Source organism: Halarchaeum sp. CBA1220 (genome assembly GCF_003721175.2).
Lineage (GTDB): Archaea > Halobacteriota > Halobacteria > Halobacteriales > Halobacteriaceae > Halarchaeum > Halarchaeum grantii.
Genome location: NZ_CP054709.1, coordinates 363,870 through 380,408, shown reverse-complemented (window position 1 = coordinate 380,408; position 16,539 = coordinate 363,870). Strand labels below are relative to the sequence as shown.

General features: G+C 62.8%; 18 protein-coding genes. 8 read left to right on the top strand and 10 right to left on the bottom strand.

Annotated features, from left to right (window positions below; all coding sequences use genetic code 11):
* Nucleotides 1-9 precede the first annotated feature (9 nt).
* Nucleotides 10-2,706, top strand: coding sequence for a serine/threonine-protein kinase (locus tag EFA46_RS15145; RefSeq protein ID WP_123079068.1), 2,697 nt, complete (start codon nucleotides 10-12; stop codon nucleotides 2,704-2,706).
* 3 nt (nucleotides 2,707-2,709) lie between these two features.
* Here EFA46_RS15145 and EFA46_RS15140 read toward each other — a convergent pair whose 3' ends face one another.
* Nucleotides 2,710-4,797 carry a hypothetical protein gene (locus EFA46_RS15140; protein WP_123079066.1) on the bottom strand — a complete coding sequence of 696 codons (2,088 nt, stop codon included), beginning with the start codon at nucleotides 4,795-4,797 and terminating at the stop codon, nucleotides 2,710-2,712.
* A gap of 118 nt (nucleotides 4,798-4,915) precedes the next feature.
* Complete coding sequence (locus EFA46_RS15135) at nucleotides 4,916-5,182, bottom strand: hypothetical protein (protein ID WP_123079064.1); 267 nt, start codon at nucleotides 5,180-5,182, stop codon at nucleotides 4,916-4,918.
* Between the two features lie 68 nt (nucleotides 5,183-5,250).
* Here EFA46_RS15135 and EFA46_RS15130 point away from each other — a divergent pair, with 68 nt between their 5' ends.
* Nucleotides 5,251-5,898 (top strand): hypothetical protein, encoded by a 648-nt coding sequence (locus EFA46_RS15130; RefSeq protein ID WP_123079062.1) that lies wholly within the window; start codon nucleotides 5,251-5,253, stop codon nucleotides 5,896-5,898.
* A gap of 5 nt (nucleotides 5,899-5,903) precedes the next feature.
* Here EFA46_RS15130 and EFA46_RS15125 read toward each other — a convergent pair whose 3' ends face one another.
* On the bottom strand, nucleotides 5,904-6,185 hold the full coding sequence (locus EFA46_RS15125) for a hypothetical protein (protein WP_123079060.1): 282 nt from the start codon (nucleotides 6,183-6,185) through the stop codon (nucleotides 5,904-5,906).
* A 92-nt stretch (nucleotides 6,186-6,277) separates the two neighbouring features.
* Here EFA46_RS15125 and EFA46_RS15120 point away from each other — a divergent pair, with 92 nt between their 5' ends.
* Entirely contained in the window at nucleotides 6,278-6,817 is a 540-nt protein-coding gene (locus tag EFA46_RS15120; RefSeq protein ID WP_123079058.1) for a metallophosphoesterase family protein, read from the top strand.
* A gap of 20 nt (nucleotides 6,818-6,837) precedes the next feature.
* Here EFA46_RS15120 and EFA46_RS15115 read toward each other — a convergent pair whose 3' ends face one another.
* On the bottom strand, nucleotides 6,838-8,817 hold the full coding sequence (locus EFA46_RS15115) for a cold shock domain-containing protein (protein ID WP_158604301.1): 1,980 nt from the start codon (nucleotides 8,815-8,817) through the stop codon (nucleotides 6,838-6,840).
* Nucleotides 8,818-9,019: 202 nt separating this feature from the next.
* On the opposite strand from EFA46_RS15115, the gene EFA46_RS15110 reads away from it, so the two are divergent.
* Both EFA46_RS15110 and EFA46_RS15105 read left to right on the top strand, forming a co-directional pair.
* Nucleotides 9,020-9,925 carry a metallophosphoesterase gene (locus EFA46_RS15110; protein WP_123079054.1) on the top strand — a complete coding sequence of 302 codons (906 nt, stop codon included), beginning with the start codon at nucleotides 9,020-9,022 and terminating at the stop codon, nucleotides 9,923-9,925.
* 26 nt (nucleotides 9,926-9,951) lie between these two features.
* Nucleotides 9,952-10,161, top strand: coding sequence for a hypothetical protein (locus EFA46_RS15105; RefSeq protein WP_123079052.1), 210 nt, complete (start codon nucleotides 9,952-9,954; stop codon nucleotides 10,159-10,161).
* A gap of 42 nt (nucleotides 10,162-10,203) precedes the next feature.
* Here EFA46_RS15105 and EFA46_RS15100 read toward each other — a convergent pair whose 3' ends face one another.
* Both EFA46_RS15100 and EFA46_RS15095 read right to left on the bottom strand, forming a co-directional pair.
* Nucleotides 10,204-10,506, bottom strand: coding sequence for a hypothetical protein (locus tag EFA46_RS15100; RefSeq protein WP_123079305.1), 303 nt, complete (start codon nucleotides 10,504-10,506; stop codon nucleotides 10,204-10,206).
* A gap of 95 nt (nucleotides 10,507-10,601) precedes the next feature.
* Nucleotides 10,602-11,921 carry an RNA-guided endonuclease TnpB family protein gene (locus EFA46_RS15095; protein ID WP_123079050.1) on the bottom strand — a complete coding sequence of 440 codons (1,320 nt, stop codon included), beginning with the start codon at nucleotides 11,919-11,921 and terminating at the stop codon, nucleotides 10,602-10,604.
* Between the two features lie 228 nt (nucleotides 11,922-12,149).
* Between EFA46_RS15095 and EFA46_RS15090 the strand changes: the two genes are divergently transcribed.
* Both EFA46_RS15090 and EFA46_RS15085 read left to right on the top strand, forming a co-directional pair.
* Nucleotides 12,150-12,572 carry a hypothetical protein gene (locus EFA46_RS15090; protein ID WP_176969915.1) on the top strand — a complete coding sequence of 141 codons (423 nt, stop codon included), beginning with the start codon at nucleotides 12,150-12,152 and terminating at the stop codon, nucleotides 12,570-12,572.
* Nucleotides 12,572-12,952 (top strand): hypothetical protein, encoded by a 381-nt coding sequence (locus tag EFA46_RS15085; protein ID WP_123079048.1) that lies wholly within the window; start codon nucleotides 12,572-12,574, stop codon nucleotides 12,950-12,952. The genes EFA46_RS15090 and EFA46_RS15085 overlap by 1 nt, the downstream gene beginning before the upstream one ends.
* Before the next feature lie 292 nt (nucleotides 12,953-13,244).
* Here EFA46_RS15085 and EFA46_RS15075 read toward each other — a convergent pair whose 3' ends face one another.
* The 3 genes from EFA46_RS15075 to EFA46_RS15065 form a co-directional block, all read right to left on the bottom strand.
* Nucleotides 13,245-13,508 carry a hypothetical protein gene (locus EFA46_RS15075; protein WP_123079046.1) on the bottom strand — a complete coding sequence of 88 codons (264 nt, stop codon included), beginning with the start codon at nucleotides 13,506-13,508 and terminating at the stop codon, nucleotides 13,245-13,247.
* Nucleotides 13,509-13,523: 15 nt separating this feature from the next.
* Complete coding sequence (locus EFA46_RS15070; RefSeq protein WP_123079044.1) at nucleotides 13,524-13,907, bottom strand: DUF6166 domain-containing protein; 384 nt, start codon at nucleotides 13,905-13,907, stop codon at nucleotides 13,524-13,526.
* A gap of 392 nt (nucleotides 13,908-14,299) precedes the next feature.
* Nucleotides 14,300-14,791, bottom strand: coding sequence for a hypothetical protein (locus EFA46_RS15065; RefSeq protein WP_123079043.1), 492 nt, complete (start codon nucleotides 14,789-14,791; stop codon nucleotides 14,300-14,302).
* Between the two features lie 320 nt (nucleotides 14,792-15,111).
* On the opposite strand from EFA46_RS15065, the gene EFA46_RS15060 reads away from it, so the two are divergent.
* The gene (locus EFA46_RS15060; RefSeq protein WP_123079041.1) at nucleotides 15,112-15,480 is read left to right on the top strand and encodes a hypothetical protein; all 369 of its coding nucleotides are present in this window, start codon (nucleotides 15,112-15,114) and stop codon (nucleotides 15,478-15,480) included.
* Between the two features lie 139 nt (nucleotides 15,481-15,619).
* Here EFA46_RS15060 and EFA46_RS15055 read toward each other — a convergent pair whose 3' ends face one another.
* On the bottom strand, nucleotides 15,620-16,483 hold the full coding sequence (locus tag EFA46_RS15055) for a hypothetical protein (protein WP_123079039.1): 864 nt from the start codon (nucleotides 16,481-16,483) through the stop codon (nucleotides 15,620-15,622).
* Nucleotides 16,484-16,539 lie beyond the last annotated feature (56 nt).

Here is a 16,539-nt window from a genome sequence, read left to right as displayed (position 1 = left end):
CCCTCGATTATGGCTTCTCAGTCTCCGCCGGACATCCCTGCCGACGCCGACGAACAGCGAGCGCTCGCGAGCGACCTCGCTACGCGCGCAGACGAGTCGCCCGAGCAGATCGACGCCACCGACGTCGAGACGGCGGTCGCCCTGATCAAGGCCGGACGACGGCGCGAAGACTTCGAGACGGCCGTCAACGCGGCGGAGGTGTTCCAACACGTCTTCGAGCAGCCGTCGCTCTTCGACCCGGTGGTCGACGACCTCATCGCGCTCTCGGACGCCTACCCGCCGGACGTCGAGGGGATACCCGCCCCGGCGGACTGGTACGCATCCGAGGAACTCCGCACAATCGTCTACATCGCGGACGGGCTACGCAGAGCCGCCCAAGAGGACCCGAAGATCGTTGGCCTGCACACGGACGCACTCTGCGACGTCGTCTTCAGTGACGAGAACACGCCGCGACACCACACCTTCACGCTCGGCTACGCGGCGACCGTCAACCCGACCGGGGTCCCTGTCTCGGACCTCCGCACCCGACTCCAGCTCCTCCGGGAACGCGGTGAGGGGAACGGCCATCCGTCGTTCGCGGAGGCGACGCTCAACGCACTCGATGACGCGGGCGTCGGTGACGCCGACGGAAGCCGCTCTGCGTCGTCGACGAAACCCGAGACGGAGGAGGAATTACTCGCTGACTTGGGAGAGCTCGAGGACGATCCTGACCGTATCGCGGTCGAGTCGGAACTACTCGAGGAGGCACTCGAGGCCGATTCGAGTCCCGTTCGCGTGAAAGCCCTCGAATTGGTCGCGACGGCCGCTGGTCCTGACACCGTCGAGGCGCTCCCACAGAACGAAGTGGTCGACGTTCTCCGAGATGCCGACGACGAAGCGGTCGTCGAGGCGGCCGTCGAGGCGACCATCGCACTCACGAACGTCCACACGAGCGGCGAAGCCAGACGCTCGAAGTCCGCCGTCACCCCGTCGCTCGCTGTTCGCCGGTTGGGGTTCGCGCTCACCAGACTCGATCTCGACGATGCCTCGTTCGCGATCGCAGACGGGGTCGCCGAGCTCAGCGACGCCACACCGGATACCGTCGAGACACTTGTCAATCAGTATATCGACGCACTCGACGACGCGGACGACGTCCGATACGCGGACAGTATGCCGGGTGCGGCACGCGCGCTCGCGATGCTCGCCACGCACCTCCCCGAGCAAGTGGCCATGTTCGACGACGAGATCGCGGGCCACGTCAAGCACGAGAGCGCGGAGGTGCGTGTGAACGTCGTGAAGACGCTGGGGTCAGTCGTCAGGTCGAACGGGACCGTCTCGAATGCGGTGTTCGAGGCGCTGCGGACGGCGCTCGACGACGATAACGACACGGTCAGGCGCGCGGCGCGCGATGCGGCCCCGGCGACGCTCGCGACTGAGGACGAGCAGACAGCGAGAGGGGACGCGACGGCGAGCGAGAGCGACCCGTTCGCGAACCTGCGCACCGTCACTCCACCCGCAGGCGATGTTGCTCTCCGAACCGTCAACGGCTCGCCGACGGTCGTTCACAGCCGGATCGACGACCCAGAGTCGGGACGCACGTATCCGGCAGTCGAGCTCCTCGATGCTGGATTCCCCTCTGAACGTTCGGCCGACGACGCCAGCGAGTGGCGGCTCCTGACGACGCTCGACTCGGGTGATGCTCGCGAGGAGACACGGCCCAGGAGTTCCGCCGACGCGAGCACCGAAGCCGACAGTGTCGTGACTGACGAGAACGCCGGGGAGCGACCCGGCGCGGAGACCGCGAACACCGCGGACGCCGACAACGACGGAGAGGGGACGAGGAGCCGTGTCGCACATGTTCCCGACGTCTCGACGGCTCGCCCGACCGAGGAGTGCACGTACGCGGAGTTGACGGTCGGTGATCGAATCGGCGAGGGTGGTTTCGCGGACGTCCGCGAGGCGTGGCTCAACGACGACACCCGACTCGCGCTGAAGCAGCCAAAGCTCGGTGAGACGCTCCCACAGTCGACGTTCGAGCAGTTCGCGGAGGAAGCGGGGACGTGGGCGAAGCTGGACGACGACCCACACGTCGTCACGATGGTCGGCTGGGGGCAGACGCCGCGGCCGTGGATCGCGATGGAGTATCTCGACGGCGGCGACCTCCGCGCTCGCCTCGACAGTGGCAACGAACTCGACCTCGCCGAGCGACTCTGGATCGCGGCCGTGCTCGCGGAGACCGTCGCAAACGTCCACCACCTGGGCGTCCGTCACTTGGACCTGAAGCCTGCGAACGTGCTGTTCGAGCGCACCCGAGGCGACGACTGGGCGGTCCCCAAGATCGGTGACTGGGGCGTCGCCAAACTCCAGATCGATGCGGAAGGTGGGACAGAGCCACTCACGCCGGCGTACGCCGCACCCGAGCAGTTCGCATCGGGAACGCTCGACCACCAGACGGACATCTACCAACTCGGTGCGCTCTGCTACGAGCTCCTCACTGGTCGCACGCCCGCCGAGGACGGAGTCGACGCCGCGAACCCGGAGACGAGCAGGCAAGTGAGACCGCCGTCGGCGCTCCAACCCGTGCTCCCGGAGGGCGTCGACGAAGCGCTGCGCTCCGCGCTCGCGTTCGAGAAGCGCGAACGATACGACCGCGCCGTTTACCTGCGGGACGCACTCAGGGACGCGTTCCACGAGGTCGTCGAGGGAACGCCCGACGTCCGCCCCTGACGCTCACTCCAGTAAGAGACAGAACCCGCGTGCGGCGTTCGGATACCCCGTGCGGCCGTGGCCGTCGGCCGCGAGCCGCTCGAACGCCTCGCGGACGATGTGCGGTTCGTACCCGTGCTCGTCGACGACCTCGTGGTGTTGGACGACATCAACCATCGGATCGTCGGCGTACGCGTCGCGAATCGTCTCGACGCAGGCGGCGACGCGTTCGCTGTCGACCTCACGCTCGAACAACCCGACGTTGTCGGCGACGAGCGGGTCGTTCGCGTCGTAGATGAGGTCGTTGGACTGGAGGTCGACGAGGCAGGCGCTGACGCGGTCGCTATAGGTCGTGCGCGCCAAATCGTCCCCGCGGACGAGGTCGCGAACCTCGTCCGTCCACCCCGTCGGGGACGCGATGCCGATGAGGTGCGCGGTGTCGTTGGATTCGGCGCGTGCGAGCGTCTGATTGACGACGTCGAGGAGGTCGTCGACACCCGCAGGCCGCGCGTCGAAGCCGTTCGTGGCGAACGCTTCGAGATTCGATTTCACGACGGCTTCGACGACGAGCTTCGTCTCCGAGAACGCGACGAACTTGTTCGTGACGACGCGGAAGACCGAGTAGCGACCGACCGGGTACCGGTCGGCGGTCTCGCCGTCGTCCTCGAGGGCGTCGGTGACGACCGAGCGGTGGTCGCCCGTGAGGTGGCGGCGCTGGTCGTCCCAGTAGCCGTCGGGCGCCTCGAACGTCTCGCTGTCGGGGAGCGAGATCGACGCCGCCTCCTTGACGGACGTCTCGAAGCGCGCGACGTAATCCATCTCGTAGAGGCGCGCGATCTTCGCGCGAACCGCTTTCCCCTCGTGTTCGTTCGTCTCAGTTCGAAGCGACTCGGTGATCGAGTCCAAGCGCGCTTCGAGGTCGTCGACGTCGTCGTCGAGTCGGCGCTCCGTGTCCTCGACGCGCTCCTCGGCGGTGGCGACGCGCTCCTCCAGATCGCCGAACTCCCGATCGAGGCGGTCGCCGGCACTCGCGAGACGTTCACGCTCGCTCCGCAGCCGCTCGATCTCCCCGTCAAGATCCGCCTTCTGCTCGTGGAGCCGCTCGAGTTCGTCCTCCAAGAGCGTTCGGGCTTCCGACTCCGTCTCGGCCCGAACTTCTTCGACGGCGCGCTCGCGTGCCGCCTCGAGTTCATCGATCTTCGCTTCGAGATCCGCCTCAAGCGACTGGACGGTTTCGAGACGCTCGGCGATCTCGTCTGCGTCCGCACTGCGGCGGTCGGCGAGGTCGTCGAGTTGGTCGTTGATTGCGGCGAGTTCGTGCTCGACGCCATCGTCGCGGCCGGCGGTCGCGACCTCGTTCTCGAGGTGGCTCATCCGGGCGCGCAGCGTCCGCTCTTGCTCGCGGAGATCCTCGTGAAGCGACTCGGAGAGCGTCTCGAGCTGCCGGCGAACCGTCTCCTCAACCTGTTCGCGCGTGTCGCTCGCGTCCGCGGTGACCTCCGCCGCGTCCACAACGCCCTCGATCGTGTTTGGAAGGCCGTGGTGTTTGATGTAGAGGAACACGGCCTGATTCGCGAGGTCGAAGAACTCGTCGAACTCGCGCTGGAAATACGAGATGGCGGCGCCGCGAATCTCGTTCTCGCTCGTGTCGAGCAGGGAGATTTCGAGGTCGGCCTGCGACTCGATTTCCTCGGTGACAAATTCGTACACTTCGCCCTCCTCGTTTTTGATGCTCCGCTCGAGCGTGGACTCGTCGACCTGTTTGAACTTCCGGCGGAAGTCGTCGAACTCCCTGACGAACTCGCGCTCTTCGGCCTCAAACTCGTCGACGAGGCCGGACGTGGGCGATCCGTCGCCATCCTCGATCGCGGTCGCGAGGAGGAGTTTCGCCGCCTCGAACGCCGCGAGTTCTTTCTCCTTCGTCGCCTCCGGAATCACCTCACGGTGAGCGGGATAGAACTCCCATTCGTACTCCTCTTTGTTGTCGCGGATGTTCCGATAGAGCTCCTGTTGTCTCTGCTCGGAGAGGTTCTTCAGTTCGACGAGGTCCTTTCCGAGTATCTGTGTCGCCGGGAACGTCAACTCGTTCCGCGTCTCCTGTATGTCTCCCATGATTGCGTTCGGTCCGATCCGTCGCTGGGACGGCCGCCACGCTCCCAGACGGACCGACTGACCGGGTAACCGAGACATTCGCCTGCCATCCCTTTAACATTCGGACACATGCGTGGCGCTACATATAGTCACGCTCGTCGGTCAGCTCAACCCCGCCGTGGCGCCGGAGGTGGTACGCGACGCCCCAGACGAATGAAACTGCGGCCGCGACGACGAGGAGACCGGTGACGTACGCCGAAAGCCCGAGCGGTGCCACGGTGAGAACCGTGCGACCGATCGCGCGCGTCGCATTCATCAGAACCGCCGAGTGCGCGCTGAGGTACGCACTAGCCACGAGCGACGTGAACCCGGACGCGGCGTGAGACAACCCGGATCGGAGTGGCATACGTGTCAGTACGTTCTTCTAGTGGACGGGGAAAAACTTTCGTGAAAGTGTAGGAATATTTCTACGAGATGATCCTGGAACCGGTGCCGCCGGAGGTGAGCTTCGACGTCGCAGGGCTCGTGATCCGTCGTCGAGAGGTTGAGTCGACGCTCGAAAAACAGCAACAACGACTGGTCGCGTGCTCCGAAGCGTTTCAAGACGCGATCACGAAGGAGTCCCGGACGGAGCGAATGAAGAAGAAGCGCCGCGCGGACGCTGCGAAGTGCCGCGAGAACTACAACCACGTCGCGGCGACGTACCGAGAGGTTCGCGAGTCGTTCGTCGTCCTCACGGCCGCCCGCCTGCTCTGTGACTGGCTCGGCGTGGAGGAGACGGCGGCGTTGGAGTCAGCGCTCGCGACGGAGTCAATAGACGAGCGTCGCGCACTACTCGACGACCTCGTCAATCAGACTTGCGACGACGTCGCCGAAAGCGACGTCTGGACGGGCGACGATGGTCTCGAACCGCTGTCCGCATCAGAGATCCACGACTTCGTCCACGCGTTCTTCGACGACCTCACGGAGCTACCCGATGAATTCGACGACGCAACCACCCACGATCTCATCCCTGACGAGGCAGAACTGACCGATGTCGGGCCGCTCTCCGAGGAGGCGGAACGGAAGAACGACCTCGACGAGTCACCCGGTGTGGACTGGTCCGACGACTTCGACGTCTGAGGCGCTCACAGGTCGGGCTCGACGGTGAGCACGGTCCCGACGACGCCGAGAACCGCACCGAGCGCCGCGACGAGGACGAGCAGCTTCATCTCCGCGACGGTGACGGTGAGCATCCGCTCGCCGAACGTGGCCTCACCGTAGACGACGGCCGTCCCGATGACGATTCCGCCGAACGCGCCGACGCCGACGTGGCGCTCCATCGCCGCGAACACGCCCAGTACGAGCGCGGCTCCGAGGACGACGTTGAGAACGAGGATGCCCACGATCCACGGCGCAGTGAGTGCCATTGTCTACGTCCATTTCCGACACATGACACTTAAATCCTGGTCCGTTCAGGTCACCCACCGGTGCTATGGTGGGCGACGAGAGAGGGATAGCTGTGTACGTCCTCTCCGATACCCACTTCGGGCACGCGAACATCATCGACTACTGCGAGCGGCCGTTCGAGTCCGTCGAAGAGATGAACGAGGCGCTCATCGAGAACTGGAACGCGAGCGTCGAGGCGGACGACGAAGTCGTTTTCGTCGGTGACCTCACCATCGATGGGTCCGCGGAGGCTTTCCTCCGGTGGATCACGCGCCTCAACGGCGACATCGTGTTCGTCGTCGGGGATCACGACCACGAAGTCCTCACGACGCTCGACGACGTCGTCGTCTACGAGCACTATCGCTTCGAGTACGGCGGTAAGCGATTCTACTGCGTCCACGACCCGGACGACGCACCGACGAACGTCGACAGCTGGGTTCTCCACGGCCACCACCACAACAACTGGCCCGACGACTACCCGTTCGTGAACCCGGACGAGCGACGAGTGAACGTCTCCGTCGAACTCCTTGACTACGGGCCACTCTCGCTCGAGCGACTCGTCGCCGCGCTCGAACAGTCCCGTCAACTCGCCGACGTCAGCGAACTCGACTAGCCGCTGCAGGCGATCCGAAGTCACAGGCGACGGATGTTCTTCGCCCGTGGACCATTCTTACTCTCCTCGACGGTGAACTCGATTCGCTGACCCTCCTCGAGATCCGGGCCGCCGACGTCCTCCATCTGGAAGTACACGTCCTCGTCGACGGCGTCCGTCACGATGAGGCCGTCCCCCTCGATATCGTTGAAGGAGTCGACGGTCCCAGTGACCGTGCCGTCGACGAGAGTACCGTCAGCTGTCCCCGCCGTGTCGGTGGCCGCCGACTCGTCGGTGTTGAGGCGGGTGGCGTTCGTTGTGCGGGGCCCCTTATCGGCCTCTTCGACGGTGAACTCAACCTTCTGCCCCTCCTCGAGATCCGGTCCGCCAACGTCGTCCATGTGGAAGAACACCTCTTCGTCGACGGCGTCAGTCGTGATGAACCCGTAGCCACCGGTTTCGTTGAAGAAGTCGACCGTTCCGGTGACCGTGCCGTCGACGAGAGCACCGTCCGACGCGGCCGCCCCTGCCGTCTCGATTTCCGAATCGTCGGTGTTGAGGCGGGTGACGTTCGTTGCGCGGGGCCCCTTATCGGCCTCTTCGACGGTGAACCCGATTCGTTGTCCTTCCTCGAGGTCCGGGCCGCCAACGTCGTCCATGTGGAAGAACACCTCTTCGTCGACGGCGTCAGTCGTGATGAACCCGTAGCCACCGGTTTCGTTGAAGAAGTCGACTGTTCCGGTGATCGTGCCGTCGACGAGAGCACCGTCAGCTGTCCCTGTCGTGTCGGTGGCCGCCGACTCGTCGGTGTTGAGGCGGGTGACGTTCGTTGCGCGGGGACCCTTTTCCGCCTCTTCGACGCCGAATTCGACCTTCTGTTCCTCCTCAAGGTCCGAGCCACCGACATCCTCCATGTGGAAGAACACCTCTTCGTCGACGGTGTCGGTCGTGATGTACCCGTAGCCACCGGTTTCGTTGAAGAAGTCGACTGTTCCGGTGTGCCGATCCGCCGCCGAGGGGTCGTCGGGCGTCGCCGCCACGTCCGTCTGTGCGGACGCCGCCTCTAACGGCACAGTCTCGGATTCCGAGTCGCCACCCTCCCCGTCGCGGGTATCCACCTTGTCGACGACGCGGTCGAATGCCGCCTCAAGGTCGCGCCGAAGCTCGACGACCGTCTCCTGGCGGTCGTGCTGGTGCTTCGAGAGCGCGCACCGTATCGTGCGGTCCAGTTCCTCCGGGACGGATGGGTCGACGTCCGTCGGCGCCGGCGCCTCGTCGTTCAGGTGCGCGTACATCAACTGACTGCCGCTCCCCGCGAACGGGGGCTCGCCGGTGAGGCATTCGAAGAGGACGCAGCCGAGCTGGTAGATGTCCGTGAAGTCGCTCGGGTCGCCGTACTCGTCGGTGTCGAACTGCTCCGGTGCCGCGTACGCCGGGGAGAGGCCGTCGATGCTTCCGGAGTGCTCGGTCAGGAAGGTCGCCAGCCCCCAGTCGGTCACCTTCGGGACGTCCCACGTCCCCGCGGCCGTCTCGCGAAAAAGGACGTTCGACGGCTTGAGGTCGAGGTGTGCGATACCGTGTCGATGCGCGTAGCGGACGGCGCGACAGAGACAGATTCCGATCCAGAGCGCCTCCGCAAGGTCAAGCGACGTCTCGGCCTCGTCGAAGCGAGCGCGGAGACTTCCGCCGTCCATGTACTCAAGCGCGATCCACGGCACCGGTCGACTTCCCCAGTCGACGACGCCAACGACGTGCTCGTGGTCGTCGATCTTCGACCACCGTTTGGCCTCCTGGTTGAACGCGCGAAACGTCTCTTCGGTTATCGTTTGCTGGAGCCGCGGCTCCTTGAGCGCGGCCGGCGTCTCGCTGCCCGCCAGTGACACGCGAAAGACATCAGCGTTCCCGCCTCGTCCGAGACGGTCCTCCTTCGAGAGGTCACCGTGGTCGATCGATCGGTGGTCGGGACTCGCCACCGTCGAGAGGTCGGGCGTTCGGGGAGTATCGGCACTCCATCGAGTCATGGGCATCAGTTACACGACTCGATCCATATATCCCGTGGATGCCCAGGGGGTACTCGGCGTACGCTAACCGCAGGTGGGGCAAAACCACCTCGCGATCGTCAAGGCAATCTACGTCCATGTGTAGCGTTGTTTCACCCAGACCGGTCCCGGGTATTCTGGATCACACCCGTAGATTCATCCGAACCCGCCCACCAGAGCACGCATGGAGGTACTGGCGTTCGGCGATGCGCACATCAAGCCGACCGGCGACGCCGTCGACTACGACAGCCTCACGGTCCCCGCATCGGTCGACGCGATCATCGTCGCCGGCGACGTCGTCCACCGAACCGACGCGGAGAGCCTCGACACCGGGCACGAGTTCCTCGCCCGTCTCGACGCCGCGGATCCACCGGTGTTCTGCGTTCCAGGCAACCACGACCCGCTTCCGGCGTACGACACCCTCCTCGACGGTCTCGACGCCACACTCGTGCACGAGACCCACGCGACCATCGAGACGGATGACGAGACGCTCACCGTCGTTGGCTGGGGTCTCGAGACGACGACGTTCGCACCCGAGATCGAACTCACTCAGTTCCCAGCCCTCGACCCCGGTGACGGGACAGAGTCCGACCAGTACGCGCTCGATCAAGCATCCTCGACCCTCGAGGACGTCGCGTACGACCTCCTCGTCGAGAACGATGCTGAGAGCCCCCGTGAGCAGGCACGCGAAGCGGCCGATCGCCTCGGCATCGAGCGGGCGAACCGACCGACGTTCGCCCAGCAGTGGAACCACCTTCGGACGGCGTATCAGCGCCTGTCGACACTCTTCGGGGCACCGACGGACCCGACGCTCGTCGTCACGCACGTCCCCCCGTACAACACCGCCCTCGACGAGCACCACTCGATCGGAACGCGCGAGCGTGACCTCGACGGCTACCACGTCGGTTCGATCGCGCTCACCCTCGCACTCCGCGAGCACACACCCTTCGCCGCGCTCAGTGGTCACTCGCACCGCGAACGCTACGAGGTCGAGCCGACGCACCTGCTCGGCCTCGGCTTCCAAGTTATCGCGAGTGTCGACCTCGACTTGCAGCGTGGCGCGTTCGGGTACCGATACCTCCACCATTGACGGTGATAGGCTGACGAGAGTGAGAGATTCCGGCGGCGTTCACGAAAGAGGACCTCGCCGCCATCTGCGATGCCGTCGGCTACGAGATCGACGCCAACTCGCTGCCGCCGACAGCACAGATGCGCGCTGGTATCCTCGCGAGGATCGATGAACGCGACGATGATGCGACGAATGAGATCGGTCGGGCATTCCGGAAGGGCGAACTCGAAGCGATTGCCGACGCGCTCAGCGAGTAGCTTTTCTCTCTCTCACTAACTGTCCATGTCGGGTAGTCGCAGTTAGTCGTCGAAGAGGCAGCGTGTTGCGGCGTTTTCGCCGGTAAGTGTCCGCTGGTCGTCGTTGGTATCGGGGAAGAGTGCGGCCTGCTCGTCATCCTCACTTGAATCCTGTACGTCGGGGCGGTCGTCAACGCCGAAGTCGCTGGCCTCGGGCTGATCGCGTCGTGACTCACGGTCGCGATGGTCGACGTCGGCGCCGAAATCCTCGAGAGACGTTTCGACGCTCGACTCCTGGACTTCGAGTTCGCCATCGTCACTGAACGCTGCTTGATGGTGGACTTCTAGGTTTGGTGTGTCGTTCATCATTGAATGCCTCCACCCTCTCGGGTGGCTCATTGACATCCTCCTCCGCGTGAACGCGGAGGAATCCCACGGCACCGCACCGCTGGGTTGGGATATTAGGGTTTGCAGTCTACCACCTCTGCCCGAGGTTGGAATCCTCGGGAGAGGTCGTGAAGGAAGACTGCGGGCTGTGCCAACCAGCCGGTACTCCTATCCTCGTCCAAACTGGCCGAAGACTCGGAGTTACTTTGATTAATGTCGAGACGGATGTTTTCCGCCCCGTTCACGTCAGCGTTGAACGCCGCATCACACGTTTCACACACGTACAACCCACGTTCGACACGCTGACTGTCGTCTGCTCTCCCGCAGACGCAACACGTCTTGCTCGTGTCGCGCTCGGACACTTCTACGACGTCGATGCCCTCGACTTTCGCCTTGTAGGTGAGGATGTTGGTGAAGCGGTCGAACGCCCATCCGTGCAGGTCGAGGTTCCCGTGCCGACCCCAGTTCTTCGACGCACCGTCTTCGTCCTCGCGGACACCCGTGAGTGCTCCGACGTTGATGCGGCCAACCCCCTTCTCGACACACCGCTCGACGATGTGTGTCGCCAACGAGTGGAAGAAGTGAGTTCGGCGCTCCGACCACTTCTTGTGCAATCGGGTGGCTCGCTCTCCACCCGAATCATCGCACTTAGCGATCTCCTTCGGGAAGTAGTAGCCGTCCTGTTTCAAGCGATTTCCGGGGTACAAGTCAGCGTTCTCGGTGCTGTATGCGACTGCCGCGAAGTTGCAGATGCCGAGGTCAACACCAGCCGTCTCGGTACCGGGAGCGGTGGGCGTCTCGATCTCGTCTTTGCAGACGAGGTGCAGTTCCCATCGACCCTTTGCCGTGTCGTAGACAGCGCGAACTTGTTGCAGGTTCTCAACGGTGACGCCGGGGCGGGTCTCGTACTCGACGAGGATGTATTCCCACGCTTTCGGGTGTTCCTTGTGATTCGCCCCTTTCGAGAGCCGAACACGGTTGTTCTTCGTGTCGTGCCGGATGCCGTTCTGCTTCCACGTCACTGTGCTGCGCGGGTGTTCCTCGTGGACGCGACGACCGTGGTCGTCGTAGTAGTTTTTCTTGCGGTAGCCGGGCGGATTCGCCCGATCGTCGGATGTCCTCTTGCCGTACCACGAGTTGAAGGCTTCAGCGAGTTCCTCCAGAACGCGCTGACTGGACTGACTATGCAGCCCCTTGTATTTGGAGTGAGTCTTCAACTCGTCTTTGAGGTCAGCGTGGTCGGGAATCTCGCCCGTCTCCTCCCAGACTTGCCGGGAGTGATAGTTGGCGACGTTCCAGAGTTTGCTGGCACTCCATCCGTGCCGGTCGAGCGAGTCCGCTACCTGTGTATGGTTGCGGATTCTCGCTCGGTGGGTGCGATGGACTTCCAGCATCCTTTGGACGCCTGTATAATCAATTATACTCATACTTCTTGTAAAGATTCGGATTGGGGACGGTGGAATATCCGACTCGGCTATTGACGGTGGACTGTGGGGGAGTTGTCGGATTCATCCTGACCCTAAAGGGTCAGGTATTCTCCTCGATTCTGTATAAACTGACCCGTGAAGTCAGCACACCCATTCACCCGCACACTTATCCACCACCACACAGTACTAGTCGGTATGCCGATCGATATCGAGGAGTTTGAAGACGGCGAGGAAGCGGAGCGGACGACCGCTGAACTCATCATCGAGTTTCTCCTTGAGAACCGCGATGCCGCGTTCACTCGGAGTGAAATCGCGACCGCGATCGACCGCAATCCGAACACGGTCGGGTCGAACCTCTCACGGCTCAAGGAGAGAGGGCTCGTTCGGCACCGCAAGCACCATTGGGCGCTCACCCGTGACCTAAGTCGGGTTGCGGAAGCGATTCGGTTCTCCGATCTTCTCTCGACACTCACACTTGAGCATGGGCCTCTTATCGCGAGTGAAGAGGAGGCAGAGGCGTGGGCGGACGCCCAACCGGATCAGCTACACCCCTCAGAGACGGACAACAAGGAGCAGTCCGGCGAGAACCGTGCTGCCCAGCAGTCCTCGGACCACTGATGCAGGCAGATGGCCGTGACTACCAGCCGGGAGACGTCGTCTGGACGGTCGACCCGTTCAAGACGGGGACGAGCGTCTCCCGGATGTTCTGCATCGTCAGTACCCGAACGCACCCCTTCGAGGATGAGCAGTTCGTCGGGTGTACGCTCACAACGACGGACCACGCCGTCGCGCATCCGCTCTACGACCACTATTGGGAGCTGGGCGGCACTCCCGAGCAATCCTACATCCTCCCGCTCTCGCTCCATACGCCACGCGCCGCGAATATCCAAGCACCACCAGACTACGCCGCGATCGACGATCCGTGGCAGGGCCGAATCACCGATGCACTCCTTGACCAGATTATCGAGGAAATCGTCTGGACGCTTCGGCGTCGGTGACCACTCGGAGGTGATGCTTCACTTCTCATCTCGAAGTTCGCTCGCTCTCTGTGCGAGCCAGCGAAGGATCGGTTCACGATTCTGATGCGCGTTCTCGTAGGCGACACACGCTCAGGCGGTCTCGATATCGGGAATCGTGACGATGCACGCTCGGAGGAGGTCGAGATTCTCCGGTATGAGTCGCTGTTCCGGCGTCAGACCACTCGCGTCGTCGCTCTTTTGGCCAGGCATGAATGTACGCCTCACCCGCTCGCGGCGACGACAAACCTACCGGAGTCCTTGACGCTCGCCCTTAGTCGTCTCCGACTTCTGGTTGGATCTGTCGTGCATCCTCGGCGAGCCGATGCAGATACTCCCGAAGGACGTCCATGTCCTCTCGGGCGTCGGCGAGCGTCTCGGCTTTCACTTTGCCCTTGATCTTGTCCTCGTCGCGCGTTCCGGAGCCCCGTTTGAGTTGGACAGTGATCGAGACGCCGACGTCGGTACGTTCGACGTGCTGGGTTTCGGTCGGCTGGTCGGCGCTCGCATCGCTCGAAGAATTAGTCGTATCGGACATTGTCAGTGGAGGTGGCTAGGCAGTTGGTGCGACGTCCTCAGGGAGGACGTGTTCGATATCGGCGTCAGTGAGCGTCCAGGTGCCATCGGTATCGTACTCGAGTTGGCTGATGACCTCGTCTTTGAACGTCTGGTAGTGTTCGCGAGCGAGCGTCGCGTTGTCTGTATAGTCGAGGAGAACAGCGAGTGCGAGCTGTGCCGGGCCGCTGCCGCGATAGCCGACGGCGAATCCGCTCGGACTATGGCGGGCGATCTGGAGGCTGCGCTCCGGCGTGAGGCGCTCCCCACCGGGATGGGTCGTCACGACCGTCTCTCCCTGCTTCCGGGAACCGACATAGTGAATCTCGCTCTGGTGGTGTGTGGTCTGTGCCGTCGCGTGATCGTCGAAGGTTCCACTCATCGTCTAGTTCGAGAGCACCACATGGGCACTCCCGCACCCCTCTCGGGGTCGACAAACACGACGGCGATTGCGGCCCGCCCAGTTTAACCAACACCGTCCCGACTCCACTGCCAATTGTTGGTTAACACGCCATCGTCCGAATTCCTAATACTGCCTCTGAGAGTCTAAAACGGTTGCAAAGTAGATATTTACACTTTGCACACGGGATGTCTACACGTCGCTCGTCCTCGCGAGTTCGTCCTCGAAGTAGCAGTCGGCACACCGCTGGTCGCCACGTGCGGCGTAGACCGGGTCCGCCGGCACTGTCTGACAGCTCGTACAGTAGCCGAAGGCGGTTTTCGGGATTGGCTTCTGCCACGGCGGCCGTCGACGAGTCGTGTGGCTCGCCATCGTTAGTAGTGGACGTCGACGGGGACGATCCAACACGACTCGACGCCGTCGAGAATCCGCTTGAGGCGGTCTCGGTCCCGAACCCCCTGTCCGTGTTCGTCGTAGAGGACGACTGACGGCCCGCGATAGGTGCCAAGATTGTGGCAGGCGTGCCGGACGAGGTCCTCGTCACGCATGATCGCCTCGTCGTTGAGTTCGTCCAAGCCCTCGCGAACAGCCGTGAGGTTCTGTTCGAACGCCTCGATGGTCGCCTCCCAGCCAGCCTCGAGGAGGTCTTCGCCGGCGTCAGACTCAATCGGCGCCGCGGCCGGCCGCTCACCCCACCGCGCTTTGCCCGCCCCAGTGACGTCTGCCTCGTCGAACGTTACGTAGTAGTCGAAGACGGCGTTGGCGTCTGGGGCGACGCCGACCAGTCGGTCGAACGCAGATCTGCCTGCTGCAAGTGCTTCGTCGCGCGTCGATGCCTCTACGAGGGCGTAGATGAGCATGTGCATCTTTGAGTCTGACGCACGCCTTCGGGGCGCGCGTCACCCCTCTCCGCACGACAAACATCTCAGATATGACTTATGACGAAGGACTTTGTTGTGATGGGGTGGTTCACACTCGACGTCTGGTGTGTCTCGCCGCCGTCATACTCCTGATGGTGCGACGTTAAGCGTTAGATAGAGTCCTACTATTTATTCACGTAGTCTTGATTTCAGTTATCACCAGAAGACCACGCTATTCACAGATCAAAATTCTGTGCAGATACGCCCTCAAATACCCAAACCACATATCCTGAAACTTATAGGAACACAGCATCTGTTCAATCTCAATGGGAAGCTTCACCGATCGAATGAACGAGGCAAGTGATGGAAATCTCCGCATGGTCGCCCGACTCGAAAACGTAGACTTTCAGTTGGAGTACGTTCGAGACGACCTTGAGGGAAAGTTCTCAGAGGATACCCTTGAGGAGGCATATCAGACGGTCATGGGAAACTTGGTCTGTTCTCATGATTTCACACAGATTGCTGATGGGAAGGGATTGGAGTCAGAAGTGTACATTCTTGAGACGAAGATCGTGTTCATCTTCCCAGCATCACGATACGAAGGGTACTTCGTCTCATTTGACCGCGGTGACTCAGTCACGGTACTCGGCATCAACAATGTAGCAAGAGAGTTTGAGCGAATCCAGACAGATTGAGGAATTACTCTCTGTATTCAGCTCCGAGAACGCTAACGCGATCTGGGTGTATCCACACGCTAGGTTCGCACGCCTACCTAACGGCTGTTCCACCTCATATCTCGCGGAATGAAGGATGGAAGTCTATCTGCACTCCGAGTTACGATGGGTCCGGGCCGTGGCGTGGTGTCCCACAGACCTGACAGTCCCAGATTGGCTGCCCAGCCCACTGTTCGGCTGGACTGGGTTCGACGCCGTCGAAGCGATGTAGGGTCTCACACTCACAACGTTGACACATGAGTGTCTCCCGTGTCGGCGTTGCGGACGACCGCTGCCCTGCATCATCGGGACGCGACGGCTGTTTGAGTGCGAGCGCGGGGACGAGCCAGAGAGCATCCTCTGCTTGCTCATGCACCATGCTGAGTCGCTGCCGCGAGTCGATCGCGTCCCCGGCATGGTCGTAGAGGTACGTCGCGTGTCCGCCTGAGTCCGCATCATCCCCCCACTGCGTTCGGCTACACGCTTCGTGAAGTAGGCGTTCGCCGACGTCGCTCTCCACTTGGACGACGTCGGGCAGGTCACCCCATCGCTTGGTGAGCGTTCGCGACGGCGAGCCATCACCATCGGCGACGAGCTCGCACTCGTGGACCGCGGTGTCGCCCTTTGCGACGAGGAGTGAGTGCGCGGCGGTTCCCTTCGCGAGCGCCGCCGTCTCTGTGCGGGCCGCGACGACCGTGAAGACGAGATGGAGGAACTCCATCTTCACCTCTCCGTCGTCCTGGTTCGCCTCGTCTCTTGTAGTGCGCTCGTGGCGGCACGACCGACACGTCTCACACGCTGGCGGGACGAACTGGCCACAGCCGGGGCACGTCGACGGCGACTCCTGTGTCTCGGGATAGTCGGTCCCCGCTAACCGATCGCGTGGGTCGCCGTCTTGTTCGAGGACGTGGTCCGGTTCTCGGGTCGCTTCGCCTCTGGGCCGAAATGCGTCCTCGTCGCGACGGCGATCAGGGTCTCGCGTCACACGATCTGTTCGCTCGCCTCTACAGATATATCTGGGTTGGTGGTACTCTGATTGCA